Raw genomic sequence first — 15890 nt, forward strand, 5'->3', positions numbered from 1 at the left:
GCCGACGGATTGGTCAGGATCTCTTCGATCCAGCTGCAAGAGGGGTGGGCACCGCGTTGTCAGCGGGGCCGGTCCACATGCTCTTAATGATCTGCTTCACCTGGTGCTGCAACATCTCGTCCTGTCTTGCCACCTCCACGAAGCGGCCGGTGAACTCGCGCGTGGAACTCAAGAGCCCCGCAAGCGCGATCGACGCCATCATTCCGAGTTTGGTGTCGAAGGGCCGCTGCTGCCCTGCCGCCTCAAGGTTTGACTGCACGAAAGGATAGAGGACTTCGAGAAATGGCTTCGCCAAGGCCTCCTCTATGAAATCCTTTCGTTCTTCGTCTCGGCTCTGGATGATCTCGGAAAACAGAATCCTTGAGAAATGCGGTCGCCGCCAGATAACGTCCACGACTTCGGAACTGATGAAATCGACACGCTCTGCTTGTGGGCGGTCTTGGGCCCGGGCAATCGCTGCCTCGAGCAATTCCACGGTTTCGCGCGCCACTTCGGTCACGATCGCTTGCCAAAGGCCCATTTTTGATCCGTAGCGGTAGGATATCAGTGCAACATCGATACCTGCGGTCGCTGCGATCGCGCGCAGTGATGTCTGCTCGAAACCATTTGCCGCAAAGGTCTCCATGGCAGCCTCCAGAAGGCCTTCGGCATTCTGTTCTGCGCCCCGGCGAGGCCGACCCCGTTTCCGCTCTGGCACGTTCTTAACCTGTTTCACACCACCCTCAATTCGTTCGCTTGACAAGCCTAGCCGCATTCCGGCATATATTCAACAGACGATGAATAAAATCCTCCCTCGTTTTCAGGAGCCTGCGATGCCCACCCCGTTGGTAACGCGCCAGATGGGTCGGTTGCCCCCGACGTCAAGAAAATCCCCATGGCTGCTGGCGGCAGTTCTGCCCCTCCTTCTCGCCTCCTGCAGCGAAGATGCGTCGGAAAAGACCGGCTATGTGCCGACGGTCAGGGTCGCAACCGCAGCCACCGTGTCCGATGCCGTCACGGTCTCCGGTACCGGGGAGGTGAAGCCGAGGGTCGAAAGCGTCCTGTCCTTCAAGGTCAGCGGCCGCGTCATTGCCCGTGATGTCGAGGTCGGCGACCGGGTGAAAGTCGGTCAGGTGCTTGCTCGGATCGATCCGACGGAACAGAAGGCGGATCTGGCGGCGGCAGAAGCGGCCATCCGCGCCCGCCAAGCCACCTTGCGCACCGCCGAATCCTATCTCAACCGCCGCCGCACCCTGACACAGACGGGGGCTTTGCCACAGCAGCAGTTGGACGAGGCGATCCAGCAATATGATTCGGCAGTCAATGATCTCGATGCAGCACAAGCGAATCTCGCCAGCGTGCAGGAAAGCCTCGCTCAGACCGAGCTGAAAGCCGATGCTGATGGCCTCATCACTGCTGTGAGCATCGAGCCGGGAGAAGTCGTGCAGCCATCATCGGCCGCCTTCGAGCTCGCCCATGATGGTGAACTTGATGCGGTCTTCAACGTGGATGAAAGCGCCTTGACCAGGGATGACCAGCCCGAATCGGTGGAAGTTGCTCTTGTTGATCGGCCGGATATTCGCGCAGTTGCCAAAATTCAGGAGATCAGCCCCTCGGTGGATCGCAAGCTCGGCACCGTGCGCCTGAAGCTGTCGATCACCGATCCGCCACCGGAGATCACGCTGGGTTCAGCAATTGTGGCCTATGCGAAGCTCTCCGAAGTGGGGCGGATATCCATTCCGTCCCAGTCTTTGACGAGTGCCAACGGAAAGCCCGCAGTCTTCGTCGTCGATCCGTCCACGGAGACAGTCGAGACCCGTCAAATCGAGGTGCTGCGCTACGACGCCGACCGGATCATCGTCGCCAACGGGCTTGAACCCGGTGATCAGTTCGTCGTCGAGGGAACGCAGTTTCTCTACCCGACACAAAAGGTTCGTACGGTTCAGGGAGACGCGCAATGAAGCAGGTGAAAGCAATCGCATTTCTGTGCCTTGCGGTCGTTGCGCTGAGTGCCTGCAGCGAGGTCGAAGAACAGGCCGCGCCGCAGGTGCGTCCGGCTCTTTCGGTCATCGCCGGGCCGCGCGCGAGTGAGCCTGGATCGACCTTCACCGGGACCGTCGAGGCCAAGTTGAATGTCGACATCGGCTTTCGTCTGCTCGGTCGGGTCACCGCGCGCATGGTCGATGTCGGCGATGTCGTTCGTGCCGGCGAGGTTCTGATGACGCTCGACACGACGAGCCTTCAGCTCGCCGTCCGCCAGGCCGAAGCAGATCTTGCATCCGCAAATGCCAAACTCGATCTGGCGCAGGTCAATGCCAGCCGTCAGGCGACACTTCTGAGAACCCAGGCGACCACGCGTGAGCGACTGGAAGAAGCCGAGCAGACAGCGGAAGCCGCCGAGGCGACGGTCCGGCAAATGGAAGCCGATCTGACGAAAGCGCGTGAGCAGACATCCTATGCCACTGTCGTCGCACAAACCGATGGTGTCGTTTCGGCCGTAAGCGCGGAAGTCGGACAGGTCGTTGCAGCCGGTCAATCGGCCGTGACGATCGCCCGGCTGGAGGCACTCGATGCTGTCATCGATGTCCCCGACACGCTGAAGGCGCTTCAACTGCCCGATACGGAATACGAGGTCACCCTCCTGTCGAACCCGCAGATCAAGGCGCAAGGTCGCGTGCGAGAAGTCGCGCCCGAGGCTGATGGTGCAACCCGGACGCGGCGAACCAAGCTTGCGCTGTCTGCCCCGGACAAGGCGTTTCGCCTCGGCAGCACCGTTCTCGCGAGACCAATCGCAGCCGTCGCCACCGCCATCTGGCTCCCTGAAACGGCCATGGGTGCCGATCAGTCAGGCGCCGCATTTGTCTGGGTCATCGACCCGGCCAGCGGTGCGGTGGCGCGTCGGCCTGTCGAAGCCAAAAAGGCCGATGGCGGCGGCCATGACATTGTTTCGGGATTGCAGGCCGGAGAGCGCGTGGTCAGCGCCGGCGTGAACTCCCTCACCGAAAATCAGATCGTTTCCTTCACCGATGAGATCGCCCGATGAACGGCAAATTCAATCTTTCCGAATGGGCACTGCGGCACAAGTCGCTCGTCTGGTACTTCATGATCCTCTCCACGGTCGCGGGGATCATGGCCTATTTCAATCTCGGACGGGAAGAAGATCCCGAATTCACGATCAAGACGATGCTGATCCAGGCCCAGTGGCCGGGTGCATCGGTCGATGAAATGACCAGTCAGGTCACCGATCGGATCGAGAAGAAACTGCAGGAACTCGAATCCCTCGACTACACCAAGAGCATCAATGCCCCGGGACAGGCGACGATCTACGTCAACCTTCTCGAGAATACAAAGGCGGCGGACGTCAGCCCGACCTGGGTCAAGGTCCGGAACATGATCAACGACATCGTTCCAAACCTTCCTCAGGGTGTGGTCGGTCCCTTCTTCATCGACAGCTTCGGGGATGTCTATGGCAATATCTATGCCTTCACGGCGGACGGACTGACACAGCGACAGCTCCGGGACTATCTGGAAGCGGCAAGAACCGAAATCCTTGCCGTTCCCGATGTCGGGAAGGTCGATCTCATCGGCGCTCAAGACGAGGTGATCTATCTGGAGTTCTCCACCCGGCGTATGGCCGCGCTTGGCATCACCCAGCAACAGATCGTCGAGACACTGCAGAACCAGAACGCCGTCGTCGCATCAGGCACTCTGCGCACCGCGTCCGAGAGCATCAGCATGCGCGTCTCAGGTCAGTTCTCCACGGAAGACGACCTGAGAAAGGTCAACCTTCGCGTCAACGACCGCTTCTTCCGACTGAGCGATGTCGCGACCATCACGCGCGGCTATGTCGACCCGCAGCAGGCGCTGTTCCGGGTCAATGGCGAGCCGGCGATCGGTCTGGCGATCGGCATGAAGCCGGGCTCCAACCTGCTCGAATTCGGCGAAGCCCTGTCCGAGAAGATGGAAAAGGTGACCGCCAGCCTGCCCATCGGCATTGGCGTTCACCATGTGGCCGATCAGGCCGTTGTCGTCGACGAGGCGGTCGGCGGTTTCACCAAGGCCCTCTTCGAGGCAATCGCCATCGTTCTCGTCGTCAGCTTCATAAGTCTCGGTGCCAGAGCCGGGCTCGTGGTCGCTCTGTCGATCCCGTTGGTTCTCGCCATCACCTTCGTCGCCATGGAGTATTTGGGCATTTCCCTCCAGCGCATTTCGCTGGGTGCATTGATCATCGCCCTCGGTCTTCTTGTCGACGATGCCATGATTGCCATCGAGATGATGGTGTCCAAGCTTGAACAGGGCGAACCCCTGTCCAAGGCAGCGATCGCGGTTTGGACCTCGACGGCATTTCCGATGCTGACCGGCACCTTGGTCACCGTCGCGAGTTTCATTCCCGTCGGTCTGAACGACAGCGCCGCTGGCGAGTTCACCTTCTCGCTCTTCGTCGTCATTGCCGTTGCCCTGATCGTTTCCTGGATTGTCGCCGTTCTCTTCGCGCCGGTTCTCGGGGTGCTGATCCTTCCGGCAAAGATGGAGCGGCATCACGAGCAGAAGGGCAGGGTCGCCCAGATGTTCTCGCGCATTCTGGCGGCTTGCATGCATCGGCCGAAGATGACGGTCGCCGCCACATTCGGCGTCTTCCTCCTCTCCGTCTATGGCATGGGCTTCGTCCAGCAGCAGTTCTTCCCGGCATCGGATCGCCCGGAACTGATCGTCGACTGGACCGGGCGCCAGAACTCCACGCTGGCCCAGACCAAGGCCGACATGGATGAATTCGAGGCCGCCTACCTCGCCAATGACGACAGTATCGACCACTGGACGTCCTATGTCGGGCAGGGCGCCAAACGTTTCGTTCTCTCATTCGACGTGCAGCCGTCGGCCCCGTATTTCGGCCAGATGGTCATCGTAACCAAGAGCATCGAAGCCCGTGAGGCTCTCAAGGAAAAGTTGATGGCAGTTGCTGCGGATGGCTATCCGGGCACGGACATTCTGGTCAAGGAAATGGAGCTCGGACCGCCGGTCGGTCGGCCGATCCAGTACCGCGTCAGCGGCCCGGATCCGGAAAAGGTGCGCGAATACGCAACCGGATTGGCAGCCGTCATCGGCACGGAGCCACGTCTCGGTCGCATCGTCTTCGACTGGATGGAGCCGGCTCGCACCGTCAAGGTCGATGTGCTTCAGGACAAGGCCCGTCTTCTCGGCGTGAGTTCGAGCGATATCGCAACGGCACTCAACAACATGGCCGGCGGCTCCGCCATGACCCAGCTGCGCGACAGTATCTATCTAGTCAACGTTGTTGGCCGTGCCCCGGGCGACGAACGCCAGTCCGTCGAAACACTTCGCAATCTGCAGCTACCCGGCGGTGACGGGCAGTCCGTACCGCTCGCGTCCATCGCCACCTTCTCCTACGGCATGGAGCAGCCCGTGATCTGGCGTCGTGATCGCAGTCCGACGATCACCCTGAAAGCTGCCATTACCGATGCAACGCAGCCGGCCACCATTGATGCGGCCTTGAAGGGCAAGGTCGAAACCTATGCTGCTGATCTCTCTGCGGGTTATCATGTCGCGGTCGGCGGCTCGGTCGAAAGCAGCGGAAAAAGCCAGGCACCGATTGCGGCCGTCGTGCCGCTGATGCTTCTGACAATGACGACGATCCTCATGTTCCAGCTGCAGAGCTTCCAGCGCCTGTTCATGGTGGTGATTGTAGCCCCGCTCGGACTGATCGGTGTTGTCGCAGCCCTCCTGCCCAGCGGGGCGCCTCTCGGCTTCGTCGCCATTCTCGGCGTCTTGGCCCTGATCGGCATCCTCATCCGAAACTCGGTCATCCTCGTGGTCGAGATCGATACGCTGCAACGCAACGGCCGGCATGCCTGGGACGCGGTCCGCGAGGCCACCGAGCACCGCATGCGGCCAATCATGCTGACGGCTGCCGCAGCCAGTCTCGCGCTCATCCCCATCGCCTCTGAGATCTTCTGGGGGCCAATGGCTTTCGCGATGATGGGCGGCATAGTCGTCGGTACGGTGCTGACGCTGCTTTTCTTGCCGGCGCTCTATCTGATCTGGTTCCGGATCAAGGAGCCCTCGGCCACAGCCTGACCGACTGGGCAAACTTCGACCGGCCGCGACAAAGCTTGCGGCCGGTTTTCTTCTCGGCTCAATAAGAACTTTCGAGACTGTAGCGGCTGCCCGGATAGAGAAGCCGAACGGATGTCACCAGCCGGTCGCCGGACCAGGTTCGACGCCGCACCAGAAGACAGGGTTCGGACCTGGCGATGGCCAGCAGCCGGCATTCCCACGGCTGGGGTAACACTGCCTCGACGAACTGCTCGGCGCGCGAGATCGGCGCGATACCGCTCAGATAGGCATTCGGCGTGATCGTTCGGAAATCCTGATCGAGATAGGCGGGCGCCAGTTCCGCATGGACGAAGCGATCCTCAAGCTGGATTGGGAGATCGTCTTCCTTGTGTACGATGACCGAATGAAAGGCTGATGTGCCGGCCTCCACTTCCAGCCTGTCCGCCAGATCATGGTCGCAGACTTCCACCTGCATCAGCACGATCTCGACCGAATGCTGGCCGCCGCGCTCGGCAATCTCCTCGGCGATGTTGCGCACGTCGCTGACATTGGCCCGGCGCTTCTTCGGCGCAACGAAGGAACCGCGCCCCTGGACCCGGACGATGACGCCTTCGCTGGCCAGTTCCCTGAGCGCCCGATGCGCCGTCATCCGGCTGACCCCCAGCATCTCGACCAGCTCGTTCTCGGAGGGAATGCGGTAATTGATCGGCCATTCGCCGCGCTCGATCCGCGCCTTGATCTCGGCCTTCATCTGCTCGTAGAGCGGCGTATCCTGCCGTTCCACGGGGAGTGCAAAGCCTGGCTGGTCGTCGGACATGGTGGGTCGATCCTGATGGTGGCGAAGCGATCTTGCGGGTGTCTAGCCGCAGCGCATCGGGCATTCCCTTATCGGCACAGGCCTTGTCTAGGCAACCGGTTCGGGTTCAGAAGCCCTATCCAGAGCGGCAGTTACTTCGATGCTGTAGAGCGTGCAATCAGCCGCGCGAGGCTCGACGGTGAACTCAAACGGTACCTGCTCTGAGATCATGATATCGCCGAGCCCTACTTCCGATCGCATGCTATCGACCGCAACAAGGGCATCACCCCGAAACACGATTGCGACTGTGTCCCGTGACATCGAAAGCGTCTGAGCGGCAGAGACGTCGATCTTCGTCATGCGATGGACGAAACGCCCACGACGGCTCATGACATTGAGGTCGAGCGTCTCGCCGCCAAGACAATCCGCCTGAACCTCCGCATCGCCGGAAAAGGCGAAGGGAGGCGAGCCTACGAGTAGCGGCGGCTCCTGCCTCCCATCGACCGTTAGCTGCATGCCGTCGCCCTGGAGAACGGCAATCGTCCTGTCGATCCCGGCAAAGACCGAGAACGGACCGGAGGTCCCGACGGTTGCCAGGCTGATTCGCCAGTCGAACCCGCCGGAGCCATCCGAAGCAGGCCGGGAGATCACCTCGCGGGTGATCCCCAGCCCGTTTTTCCAGGGCATCTGCCGGTGCTCGTCAAAGCGCTGGATGCGGAGGGACATGGGCGTGTCGTATCCCCTCAATTGCCGAGGATGCCGGGCAGACGAAGGCCCTTTTCCTTGGCGCAATCGAGCGCGATGTCATAGCCCGCGTCGGCATGCCGCATGACGCCTGTCGCCGGGTCGTTCCAGAGAACCCGCTCCAGCCGGCGGGCAGCATCGTCAGTGCCATCGGCGCAGATCACCATGCCGGAATGCTGGGAAAAGCCCATGCCGACACCGCCGCCGTGATGCAGCGAAACCCAGGTCGCACCCGAGGCGCAGTTGAGCAGCGCATTCAGAAGCGGCCAATCGGACACGGCGTCCGAGCCGTCCTTCATCGCTTCCGTCTCGCGGTTGGGCGAGGCGACCGAACCGGAATCGAGATGGTCGCGACCGATGACAACAGGCGCCTTCAACTCGCCGCTCCGCACCATCTCGTTGAAGGCGAGGCCGAGCTTGTGGCGATCGCCGAGACCGACCCAGCAGATGCGGGCCGGCAGGCCCTGGAAGGCGATGCGCTCGCGCGCCATGTCCAGCCAGTTGTGCAGATGCGTGTTGTCCGGCAGCAGCTCCTTCACCTTGGCATCGGTCTTGTAGATATCCTCCGGATCGCCCGAGAGAGCGGCCCATCGGAAGGGGCCTATGCCGCGGCAGAACAGCGGACGGATATAGGCCGGCACGAAGCCGGGGAAGGCGAAGGCATTCTCGAAGCCCTCTTCCTTGGCCACCTGGCGGATATTGTTGCCGTAGTCGAGTGTCGGAACCCCCCTGTTCCAGAAGTCGACCATCGCCTGCACATGGGTTTTCATCGAGGCGCGGGCAGCGACTTCCACTGCCTTCGGATCGCTTTCCTGTTTTGCCCGCCATTCGGCAACCGTCCAGCCGAGGGGCAGATAGCCGTGAACAGGGTCATGGGCCGAGGTCTGGTCGGTGACGATGTCGGGTCGCACGCCGCGGCGCACGAGTTCCGGGAAGATGTCGGCGGCATTGCCGACCAGGCCGACGGATTTGGCCTCACCCGCCTTGGTCCACTGGTCGATCAGGGCAAGCGCCTCGTCCAGCGTATGCGCCTTGGCGTCGACATAACGGGTGCGCAGGCGGAAATCGATGCGGGTCTCGTCGCATTCGACGGCAAGGCAGCAGGCGCCGGCCATGACAGCGGCGAGCGGCTGGGCGCCACCCATGCCGCCGAGACCACCGGTCAGGATCCATTTGCCCTTCAGGTTGCCGCCGTAATGCTGGCGGCCGGCTTCCACGAAGGTCTCATAGGTGCCCTGCACGATGCCCTGGGTGCCGATATAGATCCACGAGCCGGCAGTCATCTGGCCGTACATGGCCAGCCCCTTTTTATCCAGCTCGTTGAAGTGGTCCCAGGTCGCCCAATGCGGCACGAGGTTGGAATTGGCGATCAGCACGCGCGGCGCATCCTTGTGGGTGCGGAACACGCCGACCGGCTTGCCCGACTGCACGATCAGCGTCTCTTCCTCTGTAAGCGTCTTCAGCGTTTCGACGATTCGGTCGAAATCCTCCCAGGTGCGGGCAGCCCGGCCGATGCCGCCATAGACGACGAGCTCATGCGGCCGCTCGGCAACATCGGGATCGAGATTGTTCATCAGCATGCGGAGCGGCGCTTCCGTCATCCAGCTCTTGGCCGAGAGTTCGGTTCCGGTGGCGGCGCGGACGTCGCGGATATTGTGTCTGGGATTGCTCATGGTCCTCGCTCCTCAGCGTTTCAGATCGAGCGCGATGGCTTCGATGGTTGTCAGAATGTCCTTGAGATGGCGTCGCAGCACCTCGGCCTTCGCGGCGACATAGGCGAAGGGTGGTGCTTCGGTGGCGAGATGCGTGATCTGCGCCAGTTCCATCTGGATGGCGTGCACGCCGGTCTCCGGCTGCCCGTAATGCCGCGTCGTCCAACCACCCTTGAAGCGGCCATTGACCACAGACGTGTATCCCTCGGCCCGACCGGCGATTTCGGCGGCGGCTTTCTCGATCCTGGCATCGCAGGTGCGGCCCATATCCGTGCCGATGTTGAAGTCCGGTAGAGGCCCTTCGAACAGGAAGGGGATCAGCGAGCGGATCGAGTGGCAGTCATAGAGCACCGCCACGCCATGGATCGCCTTCACGCGCTCGATCTCGGCTTTCAGCGCCGCATGATAGGGCGCGTGGAAGCCTGCCAGCCGATCGCCAATATCATCCTCGGTCGGCTCCTCGCCGCTTTTCCAGATGGCAACACCGTCGAAATCCGTTTCCGGAACGAGGCCAGTGGTGTTCTGCCCTGGATAGAGGCTCACGCCATGAGGGTCGCGGTTCGCATCGATGACGTAGCGATGGAAGGTCGCCCGGACCGTCGTCGCATCCGGCAACAATCCGGCATAGAGCTCATGGATATGCCAGTCGGTATCGGCCAGCAGTCTGCCGTTGTCATTGAGGCGATCCCAGATCGCAGGCGGAACATCCGTGCCCGTATGCGGAAAGGCGAGAATGACGGGGGAGGTGCCTTGCTTGACGTCGAAGACCGCCATCTCAACCCTCCAGACCCGGCAACAGCCCGGCGGAAACCGCCGAAACCAGTGTCCCATCCGCAACCAGGCGACCGGCAGCCTCGAGATCGGGCGCCATGTAGCGGTCCTCCTCCAGGGTGGCGACATGGGCACGCAGGGTGGCGATCACTTGTCTCAGTTCCGGGCTCGTCGTGAGGGGCGCGCGGAATTCGACGCCCTGGGCGGCGGTTAGCGCCTCGATGCCGATGATCGAGAAGAGGTTGTCGGTCATCTGCAGCAGGCGCCGCGCGCCATGGCAGGCCATGGAGACATGGTCTTCCTGATTGGCCGACGTCGGCGTCGAATCGACTGAGGCCGGATGCGCCATCTGCTTGTTTTCGCTCATCAGGGCAGCCGACGTGACCTCGGCAATCATCAAACCGGAATTCAGTCCCGGCTTCTTGGCGAGGAAGGCCGGCAGCCCGTAGGACAGGGCCGGATCGACCAGCAGCGCGATGCGGCGTTGTGCGATCGCGCCGATTTCGCAGACAGCGATCGCGATCTGGTCGGCGGCGAAAGCGACGGGCTCTGCATGGAAGTTGCCGCCCGAGACGACGCTCATGTCGGAGAGCACGAGCGGATTGTCGGTGACGGCATTCGCTTCGATTTCAAGCGTCCGACCCGTCATGCGCAGGAGATCGAGGCAGGCACCGTCGACCTGCGGCTGGCAGCGGATGCAATAGGGATCCTGCACCCGCTCATCGCCTTCCAGATGGCTTTCCCGGATAACGGAACCGGCCAGCAACCCTCGCAGGGCCGCTGCCGTATCGATCTGGCCCTTGTGGCCACGCAGCGTGTGAATGTCGGCGGTGAAGGGCGCAGACGAGCCCATCGCGGCGTCGGTCGAGAGCGCACCGGTGATCAATGCCGCCTGCGCGGCACGATGGGCGCGGAAGAGGCCGGCCAGCGCCAGCGCCGTCGAGGCCTGCGTGCCGTTGATCAGCGCCAGACCTTCCTTGGCCGCAAGCACCACGGGCGTGAGCCCCGCGCGCTTCAACGCCTCGGCGCCGGTAAGCCGTTCGCCCTCAAAGAAGGCTTCCGCCTCGCCCATCATCACTGCAGCCATATGGGCCAGCGGTGCAAGATCGCCGGACGCGCCGACGGAACCTTTTTCCGGAATGAGCGGAGTGACGCCCTTGTCCAGCATGCCCTCGATGAGACGCACCAGGTCCAGGCGTACACCCGAGGCGCCACGACCAAGCGAGATCAGCTTCAGCGCCATGATCAGGCGCACGATCTTGTCCGCCAGCGGCTGGCCCACGCCGCAGCAATGCGACAGGATCAGATTGCGCTGCAGCGTCTCCGTGTCGGCCGCATCGATCTTGATCGAGGCGAGTTTGCCGAAGCCGGTATTGATGCCGTAGACCGGCGCGTTGCCGGCGGCGATTTCCGCAATGCGCGCGGCGGCCCTCTCGATGCCGGCATCGAAGCCGCGGTCGAGCACGGCGCTTTCGCCGTTCCAGTAGATCTCAGCTAGTTCAGCCAGAGAGACGCGGCCGGGGTGAAGCGTAATGGTCACAACAGAATTCCTTTGGTGATGTGGCCGTTCCAGATCCGCTGATGCAGCGGATTGAACCCGATGCGGTAGACGAGCTCCGCCGGGCTCTCGACCGACCAGATGGCAAGATCGGCCTGCTTGCCGACCTCGATGGTTCCGACCGTGTCGAGGCGTCCCAGCGCGCGGGCGGCATTGCGGGTGATGCCGAGAAGGCATTCCTCGACCGTCATGTGAAACAGCGTGGCAGCCATGTTCATGGTCAGCAGCAGGGAGGTCAGCGGCGAGGTGCCGGGATTGCAGTCCGTGGCAAGCGCCATGGCCGTTCCATGTTTGCGGAACAGCTCAATCGGCGGCTTCTTCGTCTCGCGGATGAAGTAGTAGGCTCCGGGCAAGAGCACCGCGACGGTTCCGGCCCGGCTCATCGCAGCAGCACCTTCCTCATCGGTGTATTCCAGATGGTCGGCCGAAAGGCCTTGGTATTGGGCTGCAAGGGCCGCGCCCTGAAGGTTCGACAGCTGGTCGGCATGGAGTTTGACCGGCAGTCCGAGAGACCGCGCTGCATCGAAGACAATCCGCATCTCCTCAGGAGAAAAGGCGATGCCTTCGCAAAAGCCATCCACCGCATCGACCAGTCCTTGCGCCTGTGCAGCCTTAAGCCCCGGCAGTACGACGTCTTCGATGAAGTCGCGATTGCGCCCCTTGTAGTCCGCAGGCGTTGCATGCGCTCCGAGATAGGTTGTGGTGACGGCGACCGGACGCTTGTCGGCGAGCTGCCGTGCGGCACGCAGCATCTTGAGCTCGTCATCGACGGTCAGCCCATAGCCGGACTTGACCTCGACGGTTGTCACGCCCTCGGCGATCAGCGCATCGAGCCGGGGAAGCGTTTGCGAGACGAGCTCCGCCTCGCTCGCCTCGCGCACCTGGCGCACCGACGAGACGATGCCGCCGCCGGCGCGTGCGATTTCCTCGTAGGAAGCGCCGGCAAGACGCATCTCGAATTCACGTGCCCGATTGCCGGCATGCACGAGATGCGTATGGCAATCGACGAGGCCCGGCGTCACCCAGCGACCCTCGCAGTCGATCACCTCGGCGCTACCGGGGATCGCGACCTCGCTCGCCGCGCCGACAGCGACAATCCGTCCGCCCTCAATCATCACCCTGCCATTCTCGACCACGCCCAGCCCGGGCCGGTCGGGCGCCATGGTCGCCAGTCGTACGTTGGTGAGTACAGTCGTCATGCGCCCTCGCTTTCGGACCAGGCCGCCGTCGTCTTCAGGAGTGTCCGTATCTGCTGGATGTCGCGGTTCAGGGGTCGATCGTCCCGGTAGAAGGGCACCACATCCCGAACCCGCTCGTAGATCCCTTGCGTCATCGCAGCTTTCTTCGCCTTGGAGGACTGCAGGTCATGCGCCTGCGCTGCGGCAGTCAGCTCGATGGCTAGCACCGTCTCGAGATTGTCGAGGATGGCGAGCGCCTTGGCCGCAGCAGGCGTCGCATGGGTCAGAATGTCTTCCTGCAGACCGGAGGTGATACCACCGTCGAGGCTTGCCGGCATGGCCAGCCGCCGGTTTTCCGCGACCAGCGCTGCCGCAGTATACTGGATGATCATGAAGCCGGATCCGACGCCGCTGCCCGAGGCAAGAAAGGCCGGAAGGCCGCTCACCAGCGGGTTGACCAGCCGGTCGATCCGACGCTCGGAAATTGCGGCGAGTTCTGCGGCGGCCGTCGCCAGATGATCCATCGCAAGCCCGAGGGCGGCACCCACGGCATGCGCCTGCGAATGCACTTTCGGGTCATCAGGCGAGCCGCTGACGGCCGGATTATCGGTGACGCTCGCAAGCTCCCGATCCACGACTGCATACGCCTCCACGAGCGCATCGCGCACCGCGCCATGCACATGCGGTACGGCCCGCAGGCTGAGCGGATCCTGCGTCCGCTTGCCAGCAGATTCCGCCAGAAGCGCACTCCCGGCCAGCAGTCTGCGCAAGTTGTGCCCGACCTGCTGCAGTCCATCGGACTTCCGCAGGGAAAGCGGCATTTCCGCAAATGGGTCAGTCTGCGCGCCGAGGTTCTCGTAGCTCATCGCGGCGCTCGCATCCGCCCAGTCGACGAGATGCGCCAGCCTGGTGACGGCAAGCGATGCAAGGCCGGTGGCGCAGGGTGTACCGTTGATAAGGCTAAGACCTTCCTTCGCCCGGAGCACGAGCGGCTTCAGACCGAGCGCTGCCAGCGCGTCTGCGCCCGACAATCGCTTGCCGTCATGACGGCATTCGCCGGATCCGATCAGGACCAACCCGATGGATGCGCCATGCGTCAGGTAACCAACCGAACCCCTCGACGGGATCACCGGAAGCATCTCGTTGTTCAGAAGCGCAATCAGCGTCTCGACGACCTCAAGCCGGATGCCCGAATAACCATGCGCGAAATTGGCGATCTGGGCTGCCATGATCGCGCGGGTTTCCACCCGCCCGAGTGGCTCACCGACGCCACAGGAATGGCTGAACAGCAGATTGCGGGAAAGCGTTGCCTGCTCCTCGCGATCGATGACCACGTCGCAGAGTGCGCCGACGCCCGTATTGATCCCGTAACCGCGGATACCCTGGTCGACGAGGGCGTCAACGATAGCGCGGGCTTTGAGGATCCGCTGCCGTGCTGTTTCACTTAAGGCCAGCCTGGCGCCATACGCAATGGCAGCGATCGCATCGGCTGCCAGAACAGTATCGAGAGTGATCGTCTGCCCCATCAGGCGCTCCGTCTGCTGGAAACAATTCGCCGGCTAATAAAACTCATTGCAGGATCCTCTTCAGCGCACGGGAAAAGTCGCTGTTGATGCGGGCTTCCATCCGGTGGCGACCCTCCTGAACCACGAATTCTCCGCGAACCATCACGTCGCGCACTGCCTCGCTGCCGAGAGCAAAGATCCAGCGGTCGAGGATTTGATCGTCCTTGGCCGAGGCGATGAAGGGGTTAGCGCCGTCGAGGACGACAAGATCGGCGCGCGCGCCCACCCGAATGCCGCTCATCTTGAGACCTGCAGCCTGAGCACCGCCGGACAGGCTGGACTCAATCAGCGTGCGGCCGACCGAGGCGCCAGAACCGGACACAAGCCGGTTGCGGCGTCGATCGCGCAGCCGCTGTCCGTATTCCAGTAGGCGCAGCTCCTCCGCCACGGAAGTTGCGACATGGCTGTCCGTGCCGATCCCGAAACGCCCGCCCAGAGCCATGAAGTCCGTCGCAGGATAGATCCCGTCGCCGAGATTGGCTTCTGTGGCCGGGCAGAGTCCCGCGACCGCTCCGGATTTCGCCAGCCGTGCCGTCTCCTCTGTCGTCATGTGCGTCGCATGGATGGCACACCAGCGCTCATCGACCGCAAAGTCGTCGAGCAGATAGTTGACCGGTCGCCGGCCGCTCCAGGCAAGGCAGTCTTCCACCTCCCGTTCCTGTTCGGCCACATGGATATGGATCGGCCCGCCAGTCTCCTCCGCCGACAGCACCGCGCGCATCTCGTCCGGCGTTGCCGCCCGCAGCGAATGGATGGCCAGACCAAGACGCACATCGGCGGTCGTGCACGCGGGCGCCAGTCGATCGAGGAGAGCCAGGAAACTGTCGACGCTATGAATGAAAGGGCGCTGTCCTGCATTGGGCGCGAGCCCTCCGAAGCCTGCATGAGCGTAGAAGACGGGCAGATGCGTCAGGCCTATCCCGGCCGTCTCGGCCGAACGCAGGATGCGGTTCGACATCTCGAACCCGTCGGACGTGCCGACCTCGGTAAGGGCATGGTGGAAATAGTGAAATTCCACGACCTGACCGAAGCCACCTTTCAGAAGTTCACTATACAACTTTGTTGTAACAGCCTCGACATCGTCGGGCGACATCTGCCCGACCAGCCGATACATGGTGTCACGCCATGTCCAGAAGCTGTCATCGGTCGAGCCGGCGATCTCGGCGAGACCGGCCATGGCCCGCTGAAAACCGTGGGAATGCAGATTTTGCAAGGCCGGAACCACGGGTCCGGCCAGCATGGTTGAATCTGGCCCATGCACAGTGCCGCGTTCGATCGAGGCTATCGAGCCGCTCTGATCGATCCCGATTGTCACATCGCTTGCCCAGCCCTCGGGCATAAGCACGCGCTCACAGAACAGACTTTGAGAAGCTTTCATCTCGAAACCTTTGCAAGTTGTATAGGCAACATGGCAGGTTCCAAGCGTCGGCGCAAGAGGGCACCCGTGCGCCGTTCAGATCCGGTGTTCTGTTGACTGCACGTGGCCGAGACCTCGCCTCTTGAGGCCGCGTGGGA

General features: G+C 62.5%; 12 protein-coding genes. 3 read left to right on the top strand and 9 right to left on the bottom strand.

Annotated features, from left to right (window positions below):
• Positions 1-13 precede the first annotated feature (13 nt).
• Positions 14-625: a TetR/AcrR family transcriptional regulator gene (locus tag BW978_RS00225; protein WP_175616829.1), complete on the bottom strand. Its 612-nt coding sequence runs from the start codon at positions 623-625 to the stop codon at positions 14-16.
• Here BW978_RS00225 and BW978_RS00230 point away from each other — a divergent pair.
• Genes BW978_RS00230 through BW978_RS00240 form a run of 3 tightly spaced genes read left to right on the top strand, consistent with a single transcriptional unit; the run spans position 624 to position 6072 of the window.
• Complete coding sequence (locus BW978_RS00230; RefSeq protein ID WP_083697451.1) at positions 624-1940, top strand: efflux RND transporter periplasmic adaptor subunit; 1317 nt, start codon at positions 624-626, stop codon at positions 1938-1940. The genes BW978_RS00225 and BW978_RS00230 overlap by 2 nt on opposite strands.
• Positions 1937-3022, top strand: a complete 1086-nt coding sequence (locus BW978_RS00235; RefSeq protein WP_076391165.1) for an efflux RND transporter periplasmic adaptor subunit — start codon at positions 1937-1939, stop codon at positions 3020-3022. Before BW978_RS00230 ends, BW978_RS00235 begins: the two co-directional genes overlap by 4 nt.
• Positions 3019-6072, top strand: coding sequence for an efflux RND transporter permease subunit (locus tag BW978_RS00240; RefSeq protein WP_076391167.1), 3054 nt, complete (start codon positions 3019-3021; stop codon positions 6070-6072). Before BW978_RS00235 ends, BW978_RS00240 begins: the two co-directional genes overlap by 4 nt.
• A gap of 58 nt (positions 6073-6130) precedes the next feature.
• On the opposite strand, the gene hutC is transcribed toward BW978_RS00240, so the two are convergent.
• From hutC to hutF, 8 genes are all read right to left on the bottom strand, one after another.
• Entirely contained in the window at positions 6131-6868 is a 738-nt protein-coding gene (gene hutC / locus BW978_RS00245) for a histidine utilization transcriptional repressor HutC (protein WP_076391169.1), read from the bottom strand.
• Positions 6869-6955: 87 nt separating this feature from the next.
• Entirely contained in the window at positions 6956-7573 is a 618-nt protein-coding gene (locus BW978_RS00250; RefSeq protein ID WP_076391171.1) for a HutD/Ves family protein, read from the bottom strand.
• A 17-nt stretch (positions 7574-7590) separates the two neighbouring features.
• On the bottom strand, positions 7591-9264 hold the full coding sequence (gene hutU, locus BW978_RS00255; protein WP_076391173.1) for a urocanate hydratase: 1674 nt from the start codon (positions 9262-9264) through the stop codon (positions 7591-7593).
• Between the two features lie 12 nt (positions 9265-9276).
• Positions 9277-10077: an N-formylglutamate deformylase gene (hutG, locus tag BW978_RS00260; RefSeq protein ID WP_076391175.1), complete on the bottom strand. Its 801-nt coding sequence runs from the start codon at positions 10075-10077 to the stop codon at positions 9277-9279.
• Between the two features lies 1 nt (position 10078).
• Positions 10079-11614 (bottom strand): histidine ammonia-lyase, encoded by a 1536-nt coding sequence (gene hutH / locus BW978_RS00265; protein WP_076391177.1) that lies wholly within the window; start codon positions 11612-11614, stop codon positions 10079-10081.
• Positions 11611-12831 carry an imidazolonepropionase gene (gene hutI / locus BW978_RS00270; RefSeq protein WP_076391179.1) on the bottom strand — a complete coding sequence of 407 codons (1221 nt, stop codon included), beginning with the start codon at positions 12829-12831 and terminating at the stop codon, positions 11611-11613. The genes hutH (BW978_RS00265) and hutI overlap by 4 nt, the downstream gene beginning before the upstream one ends.
• A complete protein-coding gene (hutH, locus tag BW978_RS00275) occupies positions 12828-14336 on the bottom strand; it encodes an HAL/PAL/TAL family ammonia-lyase (protein WP_076391181.1) in 1509 nt (502 codons plus the stop codon). The genes hutI and hutH (BW978_RS00275) overlap by 4 nt, the downstream gene beginning before the upstream one ends.
• Before the next feature lie 43 nt (positions 14337-14379).
• Complete coding sequence (hutF, locus tag BW978_RS00280; RefSeq protein WP_076391183.1) at positions 14380-15753, bottom strand: formimidoylglutamate deiminase; 1374 nt, start codon at positions 15751-15753, stop codon at positions 14380-14382.
• Between the last annotated feature and the right edge of the window lie 137 nt (positions 15754-15890).

The sequence above is a fragment of the Rhizobium sp. RU33A genome, from assembly GCF_900156055.1.
Taxonomy (GTDB): Bacteria; Pseudomonadota; Alphaproteobacteria; order Rhizobiales; family Rhizobiaceae; genus Allorhizobium.